The 19,461-nt window shown below is 56.4% G+C and carries 17 protein-coding genes; 8 read left to right on the forward strand and 9 right to left on the reverse strand.

The features are described 5' to 3' along the window. Nucleotide 1 precedes the first annotated feature (1 nt). The 3 genes from argD to ppiA all read right to left on the reverse strand — a co-directional run bounded on the left by argD (nucleotide 2) and on the right by ppiA (nucleotide 2,573). Entirely contained in the window at nucleotides 2-1,222 is a 1,221-nt protein-coding gene (gene argD, locus F3J26_RS15020) for a bifunctional acetylornithine/succinyldiaminopimelate transaminase (protein ID WP_166878393.1), read from the reverse strand. A gap of 89 nt (nucleotides 1,223-1,311) precedes the next feature. Continuing rightward, nucleotides 1,312-1,875 carry an aminodeoxychorismate synthase component 2 gene (gene pabA, locus F3J26_RS15025; protein ID WP_166994609.1) on the reverse strand — a complete coding sequence of 188 codons (564 nt, stop codon included), beginning with the start codon at nucleotides 1,873-1,875 and terminating at the stop codon, nucleotides 1,312-1,314. A gap of 125 nt (nucleotides 1,876-2,000) precedes the next feature. After that, entirely contained in the window at nucleotides 2,001-2,573 is a 573-nt protein-coding gene (ppiA, locus tag F3J26_RS15030; protein ID WP_008457067.1) for a peptidylprolyl isomerase A, read from the reverse strand. 280 nt (nucleotides 2,574-2,853) lie between these two features. Between ppiA and tsgA the strand changes: the two genes are divergently transcribed. From tsgA to cysG, 8 genes are all read left to right on the forward strand, one after another. Further along, nucleotides 2,854-4,038, forward strand: a complete 1,185-nt coding sequence (gene tsgA / locus F3J26_RS15035; RefSeq protein WP_166994611.1) for an MFS transporter TsgA — start codon at nucleotides 2,854-2,856, stop codon at nucleotides 4,036-4,038. A 181-nt stretch (nucleotides 4,039-4,219) separates the two neighbouring features. After that, nucleotides 4,220-4,837, forward strand: coding sequence for a glutathione S-transferase family protein (locus F3J26_RS15040; RefSeq protein WP_166994613.1), 618 nt, complete (start codon nucleotides 4,220-4,222; stop codon nucleotides 4,835-4,837). A 27-nt stretch (nucleotides 4,838-4,864) separates the two neighbouring features. Beyond that, the gene (locus F3J26_RS15045) at nucleotides 4,865-6,931 is read left to right on the forward strand and encodes a pyridoxamine 5'-phosphate oxidase family protein (RefSeq protein ID WP_166994615.1); all 2,067 of its coding nucleotides are present in this window, start codon (nucleotides 4,865-4,867) and stop codon (nucleotides 6,929-6,931) included. Between the two features lie 71 nt (nucleotides 6,932-7,002). Beyond that, nucleotides 7,003-7,893 (forward strand): LysR substrate-binding domain-containing protein, encoded by an 891-nt coding sequence (locus F3J26_RS15050; RefSeq protein WP_166994617.1) that lies wholly within the window; start codon nucleotides 7,003-7,005, stop codon nucleotides 7,891-7,893. Nucleotides 7,894-8,070: 177 nt separating this feature from the next. Beyond that, a complete protein-coding gene (gene nirB, locus F3J26_RS15055) occupies nucleotides 8,071-10,620 on the forward strand; it encodes a nitrite reductase large subunit NirB (RefSeq protein ID WP_166994624.1) in 2,550 nt (849 codons plus the stop codon). Continuing rightward, on the forward strand, nucleotides 10,617-10,943 hold the full coding sequence (gene nirD, locus F3J26_RS15060; RefSeq protein WP_008457053.1) for a nitrite reductase small subunit NirD: 327 nt from the start codon (nucleotides 10,617-10,619) through the stop codon (nucleotides 10,941-10,943). Before nirB ends, nirD begins: the two co-directional genes overlap by 4 nt. 154 nt (nucleotides 10,944-11,097) lie before the next feature. Further along, nucleotides 11,098-11,904 (forward strand): nitrite transporter NirC, encoded by an 807-nt coding sequence (gene nirC, locus F3J26_RS15065; RefSeq protein WP_008457795.1) that lies wholly within the window; start codon nucleotides 11,098-11,100, stop codon nucleotides 11,902-11,904. A gap of 13 nt (nucleotides 11,905-11,917) precedes the next feature. Beyond that, a complete protein-coding gene (gene cysG / locus F3J26_RS15070) occupies nucleotides 11,918-13,291 on the forward strand; it encodes a siroheme synthase CysG (protein WP_166994626.1) in 1,374 nt (457 codons plus the stop codon). Nucleotides 13,292-13,318: 27 nt separating this feature from the next. Here the strand turns inward: cysG and F3J26_RS15075 are convergent, their stop codons facing one another. From F3J26_RS15075 to F3J26_RS15100, 6 genes are read right to left on the reverse strand one after another with little or no spacing between them, the layout of a single operon-like run. Further along, a complete protein-coding gene (locus F3J26_RS15075; protein ID WP_166994629.1) occupies nucleotides 13,319-14,410 on the reverse strand; it encodes a PLP-dependent transferase in 1,092 nt (363 codons plus the stop codon). 9 nt (nucleotides 14,411-14,419) lie between these two features. After that, nucleotides 14,420-15,724: a YhfT family protein gene (locus tag F3J26_RS15080; protein ID WP_008457800.1), complete on the reverse strand. Its 1,305-nt coding sequence runs from the start codon at nucleotides 15,722-15,724 to the stop codon at nucleotides 14,420-14,422. Nucleotides 15,725-15,734: 10 nt separating this feature from the next. Next, on the reverse strand, nucleotides 15,735-16,088 hold the full coding sequence (locus tag F3J26_RS15085) for a DUF2620 domain-containing protein (RefSeq protein WP_038478118.1): 354 nt from the start codon (nucleotides 16,086-16,088) through the stop codon (nucleotides 15,735-15,737). Between the two features lie 9 nt (nucleotides 16,089-16,097). Continuing rightward, on the reverse strand, nucleotides 16,098-16,988 hold the full coding sequence (locus F3J26_RS15090) for a phosphotriesterase-related protein (protein WP_166994631.1): 891 nt from the start codon (nucleotides 16,986-16,988) through the stop codon (nucleotides 16,098-16,100). Next, entirely contained in the window at nucleotides 16,975-18,219 is a 1,245-nt protein-coding gene (locus tag F3J26_RS15095; protein WP_166994633.1) for a phosphopentomutase, read from the reverse strand. Before F3J26_RS15095 ends, F3J26_RS15090 begins: the two co-directional genes overlap by 14 nt. After that, entirely contained in the window at nucleotides 18,212-19,384 is a 1,173-nt protein-coding gene (locus F3J26_RS15100) for a YhfX family PLP-dependent enzyme (RefSeq protein WP_166994635.1), read from the reverse strand. The genes F3J26_RS15095 and F3J26_RS15100 overlap by 8 nt, the downstream gene beginning before the upstream one ends. Nucleotides 19,385-19,461: the final 77 nt, after the last annotated feature.

Below are 19,461 nucleotides of genomic sequence, written 5' to 3' on the forward strand. Positions count from 1 at the left end.
CTTAGCTGGCTACCACGCTGGCAACCGCTTTGGCGAAGCGCTGCATCCCTTCCAGGATATCCGCGTCCTCGACAATAAGCGAAGGCGCGAAGCGCATAACGTCCGGTCCGGCGTTCAATACCATCACACCTTCTGCCGCGCCAGCGTAGAGAAACTCACGGGCGCGCCCTTTGTACTTCTCGTTAAGCTCTGCGCCAATCAACAGCCCCATGCCGCGAATGTCGCTGAACAGATCGAACTGTGCGTTTATCTTTTGCAGTTGTTCAACGAAAAGCTGACGTTTGTCCGCCACACCTTTGAGGACTTCCGGCGTGTTGATGATATCGAAAGCCGCCCCGGCCACCGCACAGGCCAATGGGTTGCCGCCGTAGGTAGAACCGTGGCTGCCGACGTGGAACGCGGAGGCAATTTCATGGGTGGTCAGCATAGCGCTTACCGGGAAACCACCGCCAAGCGCTTTGGCGCTGGTCAGAATATCTGGCGTGACGCCGTAGTTGATGTAAGCGAAAAGCTCGCCCGTGCGGCCCATGCCGGACTGCACTTCATCAAAGACCAGCAGCGCCTGGTGCTCATCACACAAATCGCGCAGCCCCTGCAGGAATTCCGGCGTCGCGGCGGTCACGCCACCCTCGCCCTGAATCGGCTCCACCACCACCGCGCAGGTATGATCGTCCATCACCGCTTTCACCGCCGCGAGGTCGTTATACGGCACATGAATAATATCGGCAGGTTTCGGGCCGAAGCCGTCGGAATATTTAGCCTGTCCCCCCACGGAAACGGTGAACAGCGAACGCCCGTGAAACGCATTGTAAAAGGCGATGATTTTGCTTTTGTACGGGCTATGGCGGGTCGAAGCATAATAGCGAGCCAGCTTGAAAGCCGTCTCGTTCGCTTCCGTACCGGAGTTCATGAAGACGACGCGCTCGGCAAAGGTGGCATCAATCAGCTTACGGGCAAGTTTCAGGGCGGGCTCATTAGTAAAAACGTTGCTGGTGTGCCACAGGGTTTCACCCTGGGTTTTCAGCGCCTCCACCAGCGCAGGGTGGCAATGCCCCAGTGCGGTCACGGCGATGCCTCCGGCAAAATCCACGTACTCCTTCCCGGCGGTGTCCCACACGCGGCTGCCTTTCCCTTTCACTGGAATAAATTCTGCTGGTGCATAAATCGGCAGAATCACTTCATCGAAGGTTGCCCGCGTAACCGCTGATTGTTCAGTTGTCATTTATTCCCCACCCGTTGTTATGCGTTAGACACAAATGAAAATATAATCACGAAATATGCATAAAAAACCAAAAACAGGCAAGTAACAATTCATCTCTGGAGGAAATTCGCCAGCAGCGCATGCCCCTGCTCGCTGAAAATACTTTCCGGGTGGAACTGCACGCCCTCAAGATCCAGCGAGCGGTGACGGATGCCCATGATTTCCTGTTTGTCCGTCCTGGCCGTGACCTCAAAACAGTCAGGTAGAGTATCGGGATCAATGAGCAGCGAATGATAGCGCGTCACGGTCAGCGGATTATTCAGCCCACGGAATACGCCGCTGCCGTTATGGCTGATGGCAGAGGTTTTGCCATGCATCACCTGTTCGGCCCGCACGATAGTCGCCCCAAACACCTGCGCAATAGCCTGATGTCCGAGACAAACGCCAAGAATCGGTAGCTGCCCGGCAAAGTGATTAATGGCGGCAAGTGAAATACCCGCCTCGGTCGGGGTACAAGGGCCTGGAGAGATCACCAACTTGTCAGGGGTCAGGCGCTCAATATCGTCCAGCCCAATTTCATCGTTACGCTTAACCAACACTTCCTCACCCAGTTCGCAAAAATACTGGTAGAGGTTCCAGGTGAAGGAATCATAGTTGTCGATAAGCAGTAACATGGCAGCTCCAGGGCAAAAAAGAACGCGCTATTCTAGTCGCTTTCCAACGCCAGGCTCACCACTTATTGAAATTCTCTGCTTCAGGGAGGGCGTAGCGCGGGCGATCGAGGCCCGCGCAGAAATACTTAAGGCAGGACCTTCGCGGAAAGAATCACGATAGGTTTAGTCGGCACATTCTGGTACGGGCCGACGTCATGGCTTGGCGCCTGGGAAATTTTATCGGCAACGTCCAGACCTTTGACCACTTTACCAAATACGGCGTAGCCAAAGTCACGCTGGCCGTGGTCCAGGAAGGCATTATCGGCCACATTGATAAAGAACTGGCTGGTGGCGCTGTCTTTGTCTGCGGTACGCGCCATAGAAATGGTGCCGCGGGTATTGCGCAGGCCATTGTCCGCTTCGTTTTTGATAGGCGGGTTAGGCTGCTTCTGATTCATATCTTCGGTGAAACCGCCGCCCTGAATCATAAAGCCCGGGATTACGCGGTGGAAGGTCGTGTTGTTATAAAAACCGCTGTTGACGTAATCCACGAAGTTTTTGACCGAAACCGGCGCTTTTTGGCTATTTAACTCAAGCTCAATATTGCCAGCCGAGGTGGTCAACAGGACGTGCGGATCGCCTTTTGCAGCCAGCGCCGCAGGTGAAAGCGCAGAGAGGGCGAATACAGCTGCAACAGCCGCCAGTGTCGATTTGAGCATGAACAATTCCTTACGAAGGCAGTGAGTGAAGCAAGTGGCTTGATTGTAAAGAGGCACCGCAGCCGACGCCAGCCATTTACGGTTTTTTACTTACACGCAAATCAACGAGTTGCCGCGCCAACACGCTGAAATAGATTGAAATATGTGACACACCTCATGATTCAGTCAGTTTATTTCAGCAATAAATTCATAATTCATTTAAATAGATCACGCAAATGACTAAAATCTGCCCGTCCGCCGCGCTGTCAATGCGCTTTACATTTCCTTGCACAGGCTCGTTATGACTAACAGCAACCGAACCAAGCTCTTATGGATTAGCTTCTTCTCCTACGCCCTGACTGGCGCGTTGGTGATCGTCACCGGGATGGTGATGGGAAACATCGCAGAGTACTTTAATCTGCCGGTGTCCAGCATGAGTAATACCTTTACGTTCCTTAATGCCGGTATTTTAATCTCTATCTTCCTGAACGCCTGGCTGATGGAAATCGTGCCGCTGAAAACCCAGCTGCGCTTTGGTTTCCTGCTGATGGTGCTGGCCGTCGCTGGCCTGATCTTCGGTCATAACCTGGCTATCTTCTCCGCATCCATGTTCGTACTGGGCCTTGTGAGCGGGATAACCATGTCGATTGGTACCTTCCTGATCACCCATATGTATGAAGGGCGTCAGCGCGGTTCCCGCCTGCTGTTTACCGACTCCTTCTTCAGCATGGCCGGGATGATTTTCCCGATGGTCGCCGCTATTCTGCTGGCTCGCAGCATCAACTGGTACTGGGTCTACGTATGTATCGGCCTGGTCTATGTCGCTATCTTCCTGCTGACCCTGGGCTGTGAATTCCCGGCGCTGGGCAAACATGCGAAGAAAGACGACCAGCCTGTCACCAAAGAAAAATGGGGCATCGGCGTGCTGTTCCTGTCCATCGCGGCGCTGTGCTACATCCTCGGCCAGCTGGGCTTTATTTCCTGGGTTCCGGAATATGCCAAAGGCCTGGGCATGAACATCAACGATGCCGGTAAGCTGGTGAGTGACTTCTGGATGTCTTACATGTTCGGCATGTGGGCGTTCAGCTTCATCCTGCGTTTCTTCGACCTGCAGCGCATTCTGACCGTGCTCGCCGGGGCAGCCACCGTGCTGATGTACCTGTTCAACCACGGTGACCCGACTCACCTGGCGTGGTTTATTCTGTCGCTTGGTTTCTTCTCCAGCGCCATTTACACCACGATCATCACCCTGGGTTCACAGCAGACCAAAGTCTCTTCCCCGAAACTGGTTAACTTTGTCCTGACCTGCGGCACCGTGGGTACCATGCTGACCTTCATCGTCACTGGTCCAATCGTGGCGCACAGTGGCCCTCTGGCTGCTCTGCACACCGCCAATGGCCTGTACGCTGTCGTCTTCGTCATGTGCCTGCTGCTTGGGTTCGTCACCAGGCACCGCCGCCATGGCGCAGAGGCTGCGGCACACTGATAGTCCTGCGACTCACCCTCTCCTTTAACGGGGAGAGGGTTCTTTCACTCTCCCTCCCGCTATTATTACGTTTTTCGCAATAATGAATTGCCGATAAGGCTTATTCCTGCCCATTATTGCCTGTGGCAACCTGTTTGCATCGTTCGGGGATCTTCCCGCTCAGCCAATCAGGACTCTAAGCATGAAACTCTATAGCTTCCCTCTCTCAGGCCATGCCCACCGCGCACGCTTATTCATTTCCCTGCTCGGTCTCCCCCATGAAGTTGTTGAACTGGATCTGAAAGCGGGCGCCAACAAACAGCCGGAATACCTGGCGCTTAACCCGTTTGGACAGGTGCCACTGCTGGATGACGAAGGCACGCTGATCCCTGACTCCAATGCCATTCTTGTCTACCTGGCGAAAAAAAGCGGCCAAAGTGCATGGTTACCGGAAGACCCGCAGGGTGCGGCAGCCGTTCAACGCTGGCTTTCCGTCGCGGCGGGAGACCTCGCTTTTGGTCCGGCAGCTGCGCGCCTGGTGACGGTTTTCGGCGCAAAATTTAATCCCGATGAGGTGATTGCCCGGGCACACGTGGTCCTGGGGCGACTTGAGCAACATCTTGCCGGCCGTGAATGGCTGGTCGGCGACCACCCGACCATCGCCGACGTTGCCATTTACAGCTACACCTCCAGCGCACCTGAAGGGAATGTTGCTCTTTCTGCTTACCCGGCCGTTAACGCCTTCCTGCGCCGTATCGAAGCACTGCCGGGATTTGTGCCTTTCGTGAAAACGGCCGCCGGTCTGAACGCCGTCGCCTGATCTCGAGCTTCCGGGGAGAGCAAATAAATGAGCGATAAGCTGGCGAAGAAGTCCGTCTGGCATGAAGGTGAAATATTCCTTCAGGACAAGGTCGGCGTAACCGAACGCATGGCGGAGGTAGGCCAGCGAGTGATACGCGATCACATGCCCGAGCAGCATCGTGACTTCTACGCTCAGCTGCCTTTTATCGTCATCGGCAGCGTCTCCCCAACGGGTGAAGCGTGGGCAACATTTCTGGAAGGCGATCCCGGTTTTCTCACATCTCCGACGTCGACCCGTCTGACAATTGCGGCGTCGTTGACAACGGAAGATCCGGCCGCCGAAGGAATGCGGGATCGTGCCTCCATTGGCCTGCTGGGAATCGAGCTTCATACCCGGCGGCGTAACCGGATGAACGGCACGCTCCTGCAAACGGACAACGGTTTTCAGGTCGAGGTCGACCAAAGCTTTGGCAACTGCCCGCGCTATATTCAGCTCCGCGAGTTCACTTTTAGCCGCGCCCCCGGTAGTCATGCAGGTGGTACGGTAGAGACCCTTCCGGGGCTGGACGCTGAAGCAAGGGCAATGATTCAGGCAGCTGATGCCTTTTTTGTCGCCTCCTGGGCCGAAAGAGAAGGTAAGCGACAGGCTGACGTTTCCCACCGCGGCGGCAAACCGGGCTTCATCCGGGTCGGCGACGACGGCACGCTGACCATTCCCGATTTCAACGGCAATCTCTTTTTTGCCACGCTCGGTAACATCCTGCTTAACGGCCAGGCTGGCCTGCTGTTCGTGGACTTTAACACCGGCGACATGCTGCAAATGACCGGCGAAGCAAAAGTCATTCTGGACTCACCGGAAATCGCCGCCTTCCAGGGCGCAGAACGGCTATGGACGTTTAAAGCCCGTCGGGTTGTACGCCGCCGCAACGCGCTGGCGCTGCGCTGGAAGTTTGAAGCCGAGGGGCTTTCTCCTCATTCGCTGATGACCGGAGACTGGCAGGCAGCCAGCAACCGCCTGAAAGCGACGGAACTCGCCACCCGCTGGCGGTCTTTTCGCGTGGCGAAGATTGAGGATGAGAGCCGCTCGATTCGCTCTTTCTATCTTCAACCTGACGACGATGCTGGCCTGCTGCCTCATCTCGCCGGGCAGCATTTACCCATTCGCGTGAAGCCTGATGCCGCAGGGGCGCCGGTTATCCGCACTTACACACTTTCCTCGGCTCCCTCAGATGCTTTTTACCGCATCAGCGTTAAGCGGGACGGAAGTGTCTCCCGGCACTTGCACGACAGCGTTTCCATTGGCGATAGCATTGACGTCCGTGCTCCGGCAGGTGATTTCACCCTGAATGCCCACGAGCCACGTCCGGCCGTCCTGTTGGCGGGCGGCGTCGGCATTACCCCGATGCTCGCCATGCTGCGGCACATTGTCTATGAAGGGTTACGCAAACAACGTATTCGACAAACCTTTTTGTTCCAGGCATCAAGACAGCTGGAAGATTTACCTTTTACTCACGAGATTGGCGAACTGGTCGCGGCGGCTAAAGGCGCCGTGCAGGCGATTCGCGTCCTCAGCCAGCCGGGCGATGCCCGGCCAGATAAAGACTATGACGTGCATGGTCATATTGATATGTCGCTGCTCACGAGCCGTCTGCCGTTTAACGACTACGATTTCTATGTTTGCGGCCCGGCGGCGTTCACCCAATCTCTCTATGACGGACTGCGGAAATACAACATCGGCGATGACAGAATCCATGCCGAAGCCTTTGGTCCCTCAGCGTTGGTTCGCACCACAGCCAGCCAAATGCCAAAATCTGACGCCCTGCCTCCGGCCACCAGCCCCGTGCCAGTTGCTTTTATGCAATCGCTAAAAGAGGCTCGCTGGATGCCGGATTCAGGTTCGCTTTTAGACCTGGCCGAAGCCCGCGGATTAAGTCCGGAATTCAGCTGCCGGGAAGGCCACTGCGGAACCTGCCGGACTAAACTCCTCAAAGGCTCAGTCACCTACCCGAAAATACCGTCCGCAAGCACGGCAGATGATGAGGTCCTGATTTGCTGCGCAGTTCCGGCGCAGCTGCCTGCGGGAGAAGAAAACCGCATTCAGCTTGAGCTGTAATACCGGGATTGCGCCATACCCGGCGAATACCCGATACTGAAATTCCTTTCAGGCAGGTGATGAGGTTGCGCATGGATCGTTGGCAGGCGATGAAAATTTTCGTCAAAGTCGCAGAAACCGAGAGTTTTGCCGCTGCGGCACGCCAGCTCCATATCAGTGCGCCAGTGGTCACGCGTGCGGTTGCTGCCCTGGAAGAGGTCATCGGAACCCGGCTGTTTATCCGCACCACACGCACAGTGAAGCTGACCGAGCCTGGCCTGCGATATCTCAACGACTGCCGCACGATTCTCACCAGCATAGAGGAAGCCGAAGCGGCAGCGGCAGGCTCCTATGCCACGCCGTCTGGGATCCTGACGGTTACCGCCTCTGTGCTGTTCGGCCAGAAATTCGTCTTGCCGGCGATCACTGATTATCTTGATGCGTGGCCAACCATGCGCGCCCGGTCACTGTTCGTTGATCGCCAGGTAAACATCATCGAAGAAGGAATCGATGTCGCCGTTCGCATTGGGCATTTGCCCGATTCAGGGCTGACGGCAACCAAAGTCGGCACCGTGCGCCGGGTCGTTTGCGCTTCCCCAGGTTACCTGGAAAAACATGGCACACCGTTGACACCTGCGGACCTCAAAAACCACCGTATTGTTTCTTCGGCCAGTGCCTGGGCCTCACCGGAGTGGCGCTTTGCGGGTGAACAACGCGTCATGATCAACGCCGCGCTCCAGTGCAACAACAACGAGTCATCGATTGCCACCGCAAAAGCAGGCTGGGGGCTGACGCGAGTCCTGGATTATCAGATAGCGCCAGCCCTGCACGAGGGGGAACTGCAAATCGTACTGAGCGAATACGAGCTTGAGCCACTCCCCATACATGTGGTGCATACCGAAGGCCGCCACGCTTCCGCCAAAGTACGCACTTTTGTTGACTTTATTGTTGCCCGGCTCCGCGCGAACCCTTTGCTGAACTGAATATCCTCTAACGCCTGCTACTGGCGGAAAACCAGACAATTCCATAACTTACAAAAGCACATCAAAATCAATGATATACCTCTTAATGGGTATATAAAGGCGCATTTGATTTGCATCAATAATCACCACAGCTGAATCGTTAAGGTAGGCGGTAATAGAAAAGAAATTGAGGCAATTATGAGCAAAGTCAGAATCGCAGTTATCGGTAATGGCATGGTTGGCCATCGCTTTATCGAAGACTTACTTGATAAGGCCCCGCCGGACCAGTTCGACATCACCGTATTTTGTGAAGAGCCGCGTAAAGCCTACGATCGCGTACACCTTTCTTCTTATTTCTCCCATCATACCGCTGAAGAACTCTCCCTTGTCCGCGACGGCTACTACGAAAAACATGGCGTAAAAGTGCTGGTTGGCGAACGTGCCATCACCATCAATCGCCAGGAAAAAGTGATCCATTCCAATACCGGCCGCACCGTTTATTACGACAAACTGGTGATGGCGACAGGTTCTTACCCGTGGATCCCGCCGATTAAAGGCTCTGAAACCCAGGACTGCTTCGTTTACCGCACCATCGAAGACCTTAATGCCATTGAGTCCTGCGCCCGCCGCAGCAAACGCGGGGCCGTCGTCGGCGGTGGCCTTCTGGGGCTGGAAGCGGCCGGGGCGCTGAAAAACCTTGGCGTGGAAACCCACGTTATCGAATTCGCGCCAATGTTGATGGCCGAGCAGCTTGACCGCATGGGCGGCGAACAACTGCGCAGCAAAATCGAGCGCATGGGCGTGCGTGTGCATACCGGCAAAAACACCCAGGAAATCGTCCAGCAGGGCACTGAAGCCCGTAAAACAATGCGTTTTGCTGACGGCAGCGAGCTGGAAGTGGATTTCATCGTCTTCTCCACCGGTATTCGTCCGCAGGACAAGCTGGCTACGCAATGTGGGCTCGAAACGGCCCAGCGCGGCGGGATCACCATCAACGATAAGTGCCAGACTTCCGATCCGGATATTTATGCCATCGGGGAGTGTGCCAGCTGGAATAACCGCGTTTTTGGGCTAGTTGCGCCGGGTTATAAAATGGCTCAGGTCACGGCCGACCACCTGCTCGGCACGGAAAACACCTTTGAAGGCGCCGACATGAGCGCCAAGCTGAAACTGCTCGGCGTTGATGTCGGCGGCATTGGCGATGCGCACGCCCGCACGCCTAACGCCCGCAGCTACGTTTACCTCGATGAAAGCAAAGAGGTTTACAAGCGCCTGGTGGTTAGCGAAGACAATAAAACCCTGCTTGGTGCCGTACTGGTGGGCGACACCAGCGACTACGGTAACCTGCTGCAGCTGGTGCTGAACGCAATTGAGCTGCCGGAAAACCCGGATGCGCTGATCCTGCCGGCACACTCCAGCAGCGGCAAACCGTCTATCGGCGTCGATAAGCTGCCGGAAAGCGCGCAGATCTGCTCCTGCTTTGACGTCACCAAAGGCGACCTGATCAAAGCCATCAACAAAGGCTGCCACACCGTGGCGGCGCTGAAGGCCGAAACCAAGGCAGGGACCGGCTGCGGTGGCTGTATTCCGCTGGTGACTCAGGTGCTGAACGCCGAGCTGGCCAAAGCCGGTATCGAAGTGAACAACAACCTGTGCGAACACTTCGCCTTCGCGCGCCAGGAGCTGTACCACCTGATCCGCGTGGAAGGAATCAAATCCTTCGACCAGCTGCTGCACAAATACGGCAAGGGTTACGGCTGCGAAGTCTGTAAACCCACCGTGGGTTCGCTGCTGGCTTCCTGCTGGAACGACTACGTCCTGCAGCCTGAGCTGACGCCGCTGCAGGACACCAACGATAACTTCCTCGGCAACATTCAGAAAGACGGCACCTACTCGGTGATCCCGCGCTCGGCAGGCGGCGAAATCACGCCTGAAGGACTGATGGAAGTGGGTCGTATCGCCCGCGAATACAACCTGTATACCAAAATCACCGGCTCTCAGCGCATCGGCCTGTTCGGCGCACAAAAGGACGATTTGCCAGAAATCTGGCGTCAGCTGATTGAAGCCGGGTTCGAAACCGGCCACGCCTATGCCAAAGCGTTGCGTATGGCGAAAACCTGCGTCGGCAGCACCTGGTGCCGCTACGGCGTAGGCGACAGCGTAGGCTTTGGCGTCGAGCTGGAAAACCGCTACAAAGGCATCCGCACCCCACACAAAATGAAGTTTGGTGTCTCCGGCTGTACCCGCGAATGTGCGGAAGCGCAGGGCAAAGACGTGGGTATTATCGCCACGGAGAAGGGCTGGAACCTGTATGTGTGTGGTAACGGCGGCATGAAACCGCGCCATGCTGACCTGCTGGCGGCAGACCTCGACCGCGACACCATCATCAAGTATCTCGACCGCTTCATGATGTTCTACATCCGCACCGCCGACAAACTTACCCGTACTTCCGTCTGGCTGGAAAACCTGGAAGGCGGCATTGATTACCTGCGTAGCGTGATTGTCGATGACAAGCTGGGCCTGAACGATCAGCTTGAAACGGAGCTTAACCGCCTGCGCGAGAAAGTAATCTGCGAGTGGACGGAAACCGTGAACACGCCGCAAGCGCAGGTTCGCTTCAAACACTTTATCAACAGCCCGCAGCGCGACCCGAATGTGCAAATTGTTAGCGAGCGCGATCAACACCGTCCGGCCACGCCGCATGAGCGTATTCCGGTCACCCTGGTAGAAGTGGAGGAACACGCATGAGCCAGTGGACAACCGTTTGTCAGCTAGACGATATCCTGCCAGCAACCGGCGTTTGTGCCCTGGTTGGTTCGGCACAGGTGGCTATTTTCCGCCCGCGTAAAGACGAGCAGGTTTACGCCATCAGTAATATCGACCCGTTCTTTGAAGCCAGCGTGCTTTCCCGCGGACTGATTGCAGAACATCAGGCCGAGCTGTGGGTTGCCAGCCCGCTGAAAAAGCAGCACTTCCGCCTGCGGGACGGCCTGTGCCTGGAAGATGAAAGCCGTTCAGTACCGCACTATGAAGCGCGCGTGCAGGACGGGCTGGTGCAGATAAAAGCATAATCCATTCGCCCTCATCCCGGCCCTCTCCCTCCAGGAGAGGGAGAAAGTCACAAAGGCTTCTCCGGCGATCCCCTCTCCCCCAGGGAGAGGGTTAGGGTGAGGGGAAATCAGTTTTTTTTAATTTTTATTTTTTAACTTCATTGGGATAGCAAAAATGTTCACCGACACCATCAATAAGTGTGCAGCGAATGCCGCGCGCATTAACCGTCTCTCGCAGACAAATCCTCTGGGCTTCTGGGTCAGTTCCGCCATGGCTGGGGCCTACGTTGGCCTTGGCATCATCCTGATTTTCACCCTCGGTAATTTACTCGATCCGGCCATTCGTCCGCTGGTGATGGGGGCGACCTTCGGGATCGCCCTGACGCTGGTGATTATCGCCGGTTCCGAGCTGTTCACCGGGCACACCATGTTCCTGACCTTCGGCGTGAAAGCCGGCACCATCTCTCACGGCCAAATGTGGGCGATTCTGCCGCAAACCTGGCTGGGCAACCTGGTCGGCTCGGTATTTGTCGCGCTGTTGTATAGCTGGGGCGGCGGTAGTCTGCTGCCGGTAGATACCAGTATCGTGCACGCCGTCGCGCTGGCAAAAACCACTGCACCAGCGATGGTGCTGTTCTTTAAAGGGGCGCTGTGTAACTGGCTGGTTTGCCTGGCAATCTGGATGGCAATTCGCACCGAAGGGGCGGCGAAGTTCATCGCAATCTGGTGGTGCCTGCTGGCATTTATTGCCTCCGGCTACGAGCACTCCATCGCCAACATGACGCTGTTTGCCCTGTCCTGGTTTGGTCATCATAGCGAGGCTTACACGCTGTCCGGCATCGGCCATAACCTGCTGTGGGTCACGCTGGGGAACACCCTTTCCGGCGTGGTATTCATGGGTCTGGGTTATTGGTATGCTACGCCGAAAGCCGAACGCCCGCAGCCTGCCGCCGCAGGCGCAGCGGAAACCGCCCGTAATTAATTGAGGATTGACCGTGGATCACCTGCCGATATTTTGTCAGTTACGTGGCCGCGCCTGCCTGCTGGTAGGCGGTGGCGATGTCGCTGAACGCAAAGCGCGTTTATTGCTGGAGGCAGGTGCGCGCATCACCGTTAACGCCCTCGAATTTAGCCCACAGTTTAAGGTGTGGGCTGAGCAAAATATGCTGACGCTGGCCGAAGGGGCGTTCTCTGAAACGCTGCTGGACGAAAGCTGGCTGGCAATTGCCGCCACCGACAACGATGAGGTGAATCAGCAGGTTAGCGACGCCGCTGAATCCCGCCGGATCTTCTGCAACGTGGTGGATGCGCCGAAACAGGCGAGCTTCATTATGCCGTCGATTATCGACCGCTCCCCGCTGATGATCGCCGTCTCTTCCGGCGGCACGTCCCCTGTTCTGGCCCGACTGCTGCGCGAAAAGCTGGAAGCCAGCCTGCCGCTGCATCTGGGTAAAATCGCCGCTTTTGCAGGTACTCTGCGTGGCCGTGTGAAACAAACTTTTGCCACCATGGGCGAGCGTCGCCGCTTCTGGGAGAAGTTTTTCACTAACGATCGCCTGGCGCAGTATCTGGCCAACGAAGACCAGCTTGCCGTTGAAAAAGAGACGGAATCGCTGTTCTCCACCCCGCTCGATCACCGAGGTGAAGTGGTGCTGGTTGGCGCTGGCCCCGGGGATGCTGGCTTGCTGACGCTGAAAGGCCTGCAGCAAATTCAGCAGGCCGATGTTGTAGTTTATGACCGCCTGGTGTCGGACGACATCATGAATCTGGTCCGCCGCGATGCAGACCGCGTGTTTGTCGGCAAGCGGGCGGGCTACCACTGCGTGCCGCAGGAAGAGATTAACCAAATCCTGCTGCGGGAGGCGCAAAAAGGTAAACGCGTAGTTCGCCTGAAAGGCGGCGATCCGTTTATCTTCGGGCGCGGCGGTGAAGAGCTGGAAACGCTGTGCAACGGCGGAATTCCGTTCTCTGTCGTGCCAGGGATCACCGCAGCTTCCGGCTGTTCCGCCTACTCAGGCATTCCACTTACTCACCGGGATTACGCGCAAAGCGTGCGCCTGGTCACCGGCCATTTGAAAACCGGGGGCGAACTCGACTGGGCTAACCTGGCGGCAGAGAAACAAACGCTGGTGTTTTACATGGGGCTTAATCAGGCCTCGGCTATTCAGCAGCAGCTGATCGCCCACGGGATGGAAGAGAGCATGCCGGTTGCGCTGGTAGAAAACGGCACGGCGGTGAATCAGCGCGTCGTGGACGGCACCCTAAACCAATTAGGCGAGCTGGCCACCCAGGTTGGCAGCCCGGCGCTGATTATTGTAGGCCGAGTGGTGGGCCTTCGTAACAGGCTAAACTGGTTCTCAAACCATTAAATACCAAGGGAGGCACCAGCCTCCCTTTTACTTTTCTGCCTCTGCACAGCTTTCCCGCAAAATTCTTAACACGGTTTCTGCGCCGCTGCGGTTCGGGTTGATGCGGATCATCCGCTTTTCCAGCTCCGGCTCAGACTGTCTAAAGGTCCCGGAAAGCCGATAAAAAAGCGGCGGGATTTCATACTTAGATTCTGCGCCTACCGGATAAGGTAATGCACCCAGCTTTTGTGCGGCCGCCAACACTTTTTCGGCAATCGGTCGATGAAACTCCACCAGCAGCACCTTCGACTGCGCATTGGCGATAAATGCACTTTTAACCTGAGGCACAGCGCCCTGAGACAATAACGCAACCAGCGCATCGTTCACCTGCGCCTGAACGGCATGCATCACCGGGGCGAAGACTAACCCGCGCAGCACCTCCATAGCCTGGAAGCCCTGCACCTGACTACCGCCGGAGTACATGCTCTGACGCACAGCCTGAACGGCCGATTTATCACCGACCACAACGCCAACGCCCACCGGGCCGAATAGCTTAAAGCAGGAGAAGGTCGACAGCGTGGCTCCACACTCGCAGCCGATGTTGTCGACCTTCATCACCGCATAATTATCGTCGGCCAGCGACGGCAAAGCGTGGCGATTAAAACAGGCTACCACATCAGCCAATGAATAGGCGTCATCCAATGTCTGGCGGGAATGCTGAATCAAAGCTGCAGCCGGACGATGAGCCGCAATAGCGGCTTCCACATCATTTAACGTATTGAAATCTGACCGAATCAGCTCCAGCCCCATCTGTTCGGCGATAACCGCCGTGGTTGGGTACAGCGGAGCCTGATGAATCAGCAGCTTATCGCCAGCGTTTAGCAATGCCACCAGCCCGCTACGAATAGCCCCGGTGCCGGCTCCCTGCACCAGCGCGGCGGCTGGCGCAGAGAAGAAATCAGCCAGAACGGCCTCAACCCGCTGCGTGGTGCTGGGCTGATTGAGACCGGGCACCAGGCCGATATCCCCCAGGCTCAGAAAATCAGCCCCAGGAAAATGCCGGCAGATGATATCCACCAGGGCGAACTGCTTCTGCTGGGCCTGAGCCAGGCTCAGGCTTTGCAATGGCCAGCTTTCCACATAACCCCCTTAGGCCGGGATAAACAGGCCGCAGAAGAACAGAATATTCAACACAATGCCGGTTATCATCACCGCCACAACCGGCGCGGCCATTTTCTGCACCGGGCGACCCAGCGATTCGTTCAGGAAGTACAGCGCTGTCGCAAGGGTGAAGCCGGTATAACCCGCCATTTTGATGGCGGCAAAGATAGAGCCAATCAGCAGCGCCATCTCCATCAGCATGTTCATCGCGTTGCGGATGTTGTCCGAGGCGTTACGCACCGAAGGATAGCGGCCCAGCCATTTCCCGATAGAGCGCAGCAGCAGGACTTCAGCGGAAATCACCAGCGCCCCGACCACAAAAGCGAGTAGCGGGTTAGCAATCAGGTAGCCGACGGCGAATACAAAGGTGAACCCGGCCACGGCATAAACGCCGGTCGCCAGCGCCGTCGTGGCAATCATCGGCACAAAGCCCAGGCCACGCATAAACTCAGCCAGTGCGGCCTGATCAATCAGGCTTTGAGACTGGGTCGGATCCAGCCCAACCTTGTAGGCTTTTTCCAGCGTAAAGATAGAGACCTCGCTGCCCGCAAACAGCTTCATGCTGGCAACGGTGGCGATCAGCCCGCCAACGATGGCGATATACGGCAAATTCTTGATAATACGGGACGTCCGCTCTTCAAACACCGACTGCCCGTGAGCATCGTGTTCATGTTTATCCCGGGAGCGCAGATCCTGAAAAATCGCAATCGCCAGCAGCATAATCATACCCACGAAAATCTCGATCGACTCCGGGTTCAGCTGTGGGAAGAAACGCACCACCAGCACGCGAGTCAGCAGCACAACCACCGCCGCGAACAGGCTGTTCTTCCAGCCAAACTGGTAGAAAATCGCGACCAACGGGAATAGCGCAAAGGCAGATACTACCGGAGAACTCAGCTCACCCAACGAGCCGAGAACATCTACCGGCAGCGCGGTCAGCAGGTGGTTGACCGGCACCAGGCAGGTCAGGATCAGGATCCCCCAAACGGCACCCAGCCCAAACGCCAGCACGCTGTTGGCCGCCAGCACGCCGAGGATGTCGGTCGGCAGGAACAGCAGCCAGCTGTTAAGCAGCCCGGTTTTCAGGGTGAAGGAGATCCCGACGGAAGCCACAAAGCCGATGCTCAGGCCGAAAGCGATACTCCCCGCCTCGCGGCGGTTCATATTGCCTTCAATAAGCTGCGGCAGAATCGGTCGAATCCCGTCATGGAACACCGCCGCGGAGCGGTGCGCCAGTAAAGCCGTCATCCCGGTCAGCAAGGCAACAACAACAAGGTGAAGGTAGAATTCCATACGGATGCCTTTATTTTAAGTGGTTAACGAGCAACGGGATGGCGTGCTCGATATGCTCAACGGAGAGACCAAACGCCACTTTGCCTTCTGAAACCAGGCGGGCAATTTGCTCTTCTTTCGCTTTAATGCCGGGCTTAGCGATGGTGCAGCTGCGGTTGTAGCCAATCACCGCGATGGCGATAGACAATGCCGCACCTGCCCCGGTATTACAGGCCCCAATGTAGTAATCAAGCTGGCCGGATTTCACCTTCAGCGCGGCGTCCATGTCGTTATAGATAAACACTTCGAAGCTGCCCGGCGCGGCGGTTTCGATGGTTTGTTTGATGAGTTCGCGCTGTAGGCCAGCGACACCGATCTTTTTCATGGGAAATCCTTACTTATAAAAGACAGAGGGGTTGTCACGTAACATCAAATCGACGTCTGGCTGGCTGAAACCGGCCTCCAGCAGCATCGGCACAAACGTGGTAAGCAAATAGTCAAAACCTGGCCCGCCGTTCGCTTTCAAATGGGAGCGACGAGTAATGTCCATCGACAGCATGACGTGGTCGAGCAGTCCGCGATCTTTAAGCGCGCTCAGCATCGCAATGCGTTTTTCGTCCGGGTAATAGCTGTTTTTGCCGATGGTATCGAACTGGACGTAGGCGCCCTGATCGATCATCCGCAGGATGTTGTCCAGATTGTCTTTCAGGTCGCAGTGCCCGACGGTGACGCGGGAAAGATCCACGCACCATGACTTCAGAAGCGCCAGTTGCTCAAGGCCCATGGTGCTGAATGACGTATGGGTTGAAATCGGCCTGCCGGTTTCATGATGCGCGATGGCTGCCGCCTGGAAAACTCGCTTCTCCACCGTGGTGATAACGTCCACGCTGGAGCCTATTTCCGCGATGATTCCCGCTTTTAACGCCGTGCCGTCGATGCCAATTTCTATTTCATCGATCATCTCCTGCGCCAGCACTTTAACCGGCGTGGTGGCCACGTGCGGCGGGAAGAAATCGTGCTGGTAGTAGCCGGTGCAGGCCATCACGTTCATTCCGGTATCACGGATAATATCCAGCAGGAACTGGGGGTTGCGCCCCATGTAGCGGTTGGTCATTTCAATGATATTGCGCACACCCTGCGCGTAGAGTGACTTCATTTCACCGCAAATCAGCTCGTACTGATCCAGTCGGCAATCGATGTTGTCCTTGAAGCTGGAAAGATCGATATGAAGATGCTCGTGGGCATAGGTATAGCCCGATGGATCGATATGCTTATACCCCGTCATGATTCACTCCACCTGTTGAAGAGACATTCAGCAGCGGCAGGAACGACGTTCCGTTCTGCGGCGCGGCTGCCCTAAAAAAGTCACAAACCGTGGCGCCGACATCAGAAAGCGTAGCGCGTGCGCCCAGATAAGTGCCTGTTATACCGGGCTGCCAAACCAGCAACGGCACGTTTTCACGAGTGTGCTTGCTGTGGCCAATCGTCGGGTCGTTTCCGTGATCCGCCATGACGACCAGGCAATCCCCGATCTGCATATCGGCCATCAGCAGAGCCAGGTTTTTGTCTACCAGCTCAAGCCGCTCGGCGTAGCGCGCAACGTCTTCAGCGTGGCCCGCCAGATCGGTTTCCTGAATGTTGGTACAAATAAAGGCGCTGCCAGGTTTATTCAGCTCATCCCGGGTGATATCAAGAATGCGCTGCGAGTCGACCAGATTCTGGTAGCTGATGCCGTGCGGGTTAATCGCAATATCAGCCACTTTACCCACCAGCACGGTTTTAACACCGACCTGATGCAGCTGCTGTGGAGCCTGAACGCTGGCATCCACGCCGTAGCCCATATGCACCACCTGGAACCCACTTTTGTATACCCCGGAACGCGGGGCGTTAATGCCGACATAAAGCCCCTGTTTCTCTTCCGCGGCGTTAATCAGCTGCTCGCTGCTCTCAAGCAAGCCACCAAAGGCAATGACCCGACCCACTTTGACGCAGCGGCGCACGACTTCACCAATGGCGCGTACCTGCTCAAACGGTATGGTGCTGAGATTGCCGCTGATGTTAAACACCTGTCCAAGATCGGCCTCAAGGTTATCTCCCACGGCGACAGCCTGGTTTACCCACAGAAACTGCAGCTCGCCACCTCTGCGTTCAACCTGCCAGCCAGCGTCAGCCAGTTCACGTTCTACGTCGTCGATCACTGCAGAAAACGGCATACGGAGTGGCGTTTGTGGCCTTGTGCCCAAAATTTCCTGGTGACCCATAAAAGTGTCCCCACCTTCATGCTGCAATTCGGCTGTGCCATACGCGGCATCGGCGTTCGGCAGCATCACATTGGCCGTAAAACCCAGCGCGTTAATCAGGCCCAGCTTCTCAAGCGTGGGTAAACGCAGGTCGGGAAAGTGCTGCAGGATATGTCCGCAGGTATTCGCGCCGATGTCCTGCGGCCTGACGTCCGGTACATCGTCCATTGCGCCCACGCCGAAGCTGTCTATGACCAGCACCAGAAACTTACTCATGTTGACCTCCCGGAATCGGATGCCCAAGGCTGTCGTACAGCGCTTCGAGCACCGGGTTCCTGCTCTGGATGCCGGACACCAGCGCCACATCGCTGCGGGTGACAAAAATCTGCGTGCGGAAGCACATCACCACCGGGCTGCCAACGGGATAGTGGCCCTCCAGCGCCAGGTGATAATCAATGCTGGTGTTGTCTGGCGGCAGCAATCGCGCCTGCTCGGCCTGCACATCGCGGCTGAACACCAGCGCATTCTGCGCATGCCCGCGACGATAATATCCCCCGCCGAAGCAATAGCTTTTGCCCTGAAACTGATGGGAAACTTCTGTCAGATAGAGCATGGCAATCGCCTCGGGCTGATCGCCATGCTGGTTCGCCGGAATGGTGCCGGTCAGCGCGTGGCCCGGTTCGGCATGAGTTACCCCGTGCTCGGCCAGAATGGAGAAAGTGCTGCAGCTTGAGGCCGACGGCGCGTTGATTTGCTCGATCTCAATCCCCTGTTCGTGCAGCAAGTCTCGCGCCTTCAGCAGCGTGATCAAGTTGCGGGTTGGCTGCGTCTGTTGCTGCTCTTCGTTCCAGAGCAGACAGGGAAAATGCGTCAGCCCGGCAAGCCGAATGCCAGGCATTGCGCGAATGGCACGTACCACGTCGTCCAGCTCACCGAGCGGAAAACCAGCTTCCTGGCCCGGGTAAAGTCGATCGTACTCGGCGAATACCTTCAGCATTACAGCCTGAACACGCCCGCTCGCCAGCGCGGCATCGGACACTTCGCGGGCTTTTTCCAGCGAGAAAAGCGTGATGATTTCCGTCTCGCCGTTCACATTCTCTTCAACCAGGGCCACCGGCACCTGCACCAGATGGCCCACATGTGAGACGGGCACATTGGCTTCACGCAGCGTGCGGGCTTCTTTAAAATCAACGGCCACGGCGCCTTTAAAGCCCAACTCAATCAGCTTGTTGGCAAGCCAGGGGTTACGCCCGATTTGCTTGGTCATAAAGTAGAGCGTGATGCCGTGCTTCTGCGCGGCCGCGAGCAGTTTCCGGCCGTTCTCCAGAACCTGATCGACATCGATAATCCAGGTATCGGGAAGTACCGCGCCCTGCCGCCAAAGCGTTCTGGCCGCATCAATCAACGCCGGGTTCTGTGCCTTGAGTGCCTCAATAAACATGCCTTGCCTCGCGACCTGATAAATAAACCTCTTAAATAATCATTTTTTTGAATATTTAAGCTAAGAAAAAACGCTGC

Origin of the sequence: Enterobacter sp. Ap-867 (genome assembly GCF_011752855.1) — a bacterium.
GTDB lineage: Bacteria > Pseudomonadota > Gammaproteobacteria > Enterobacterales > Enterobacteriaceae > Cedecea.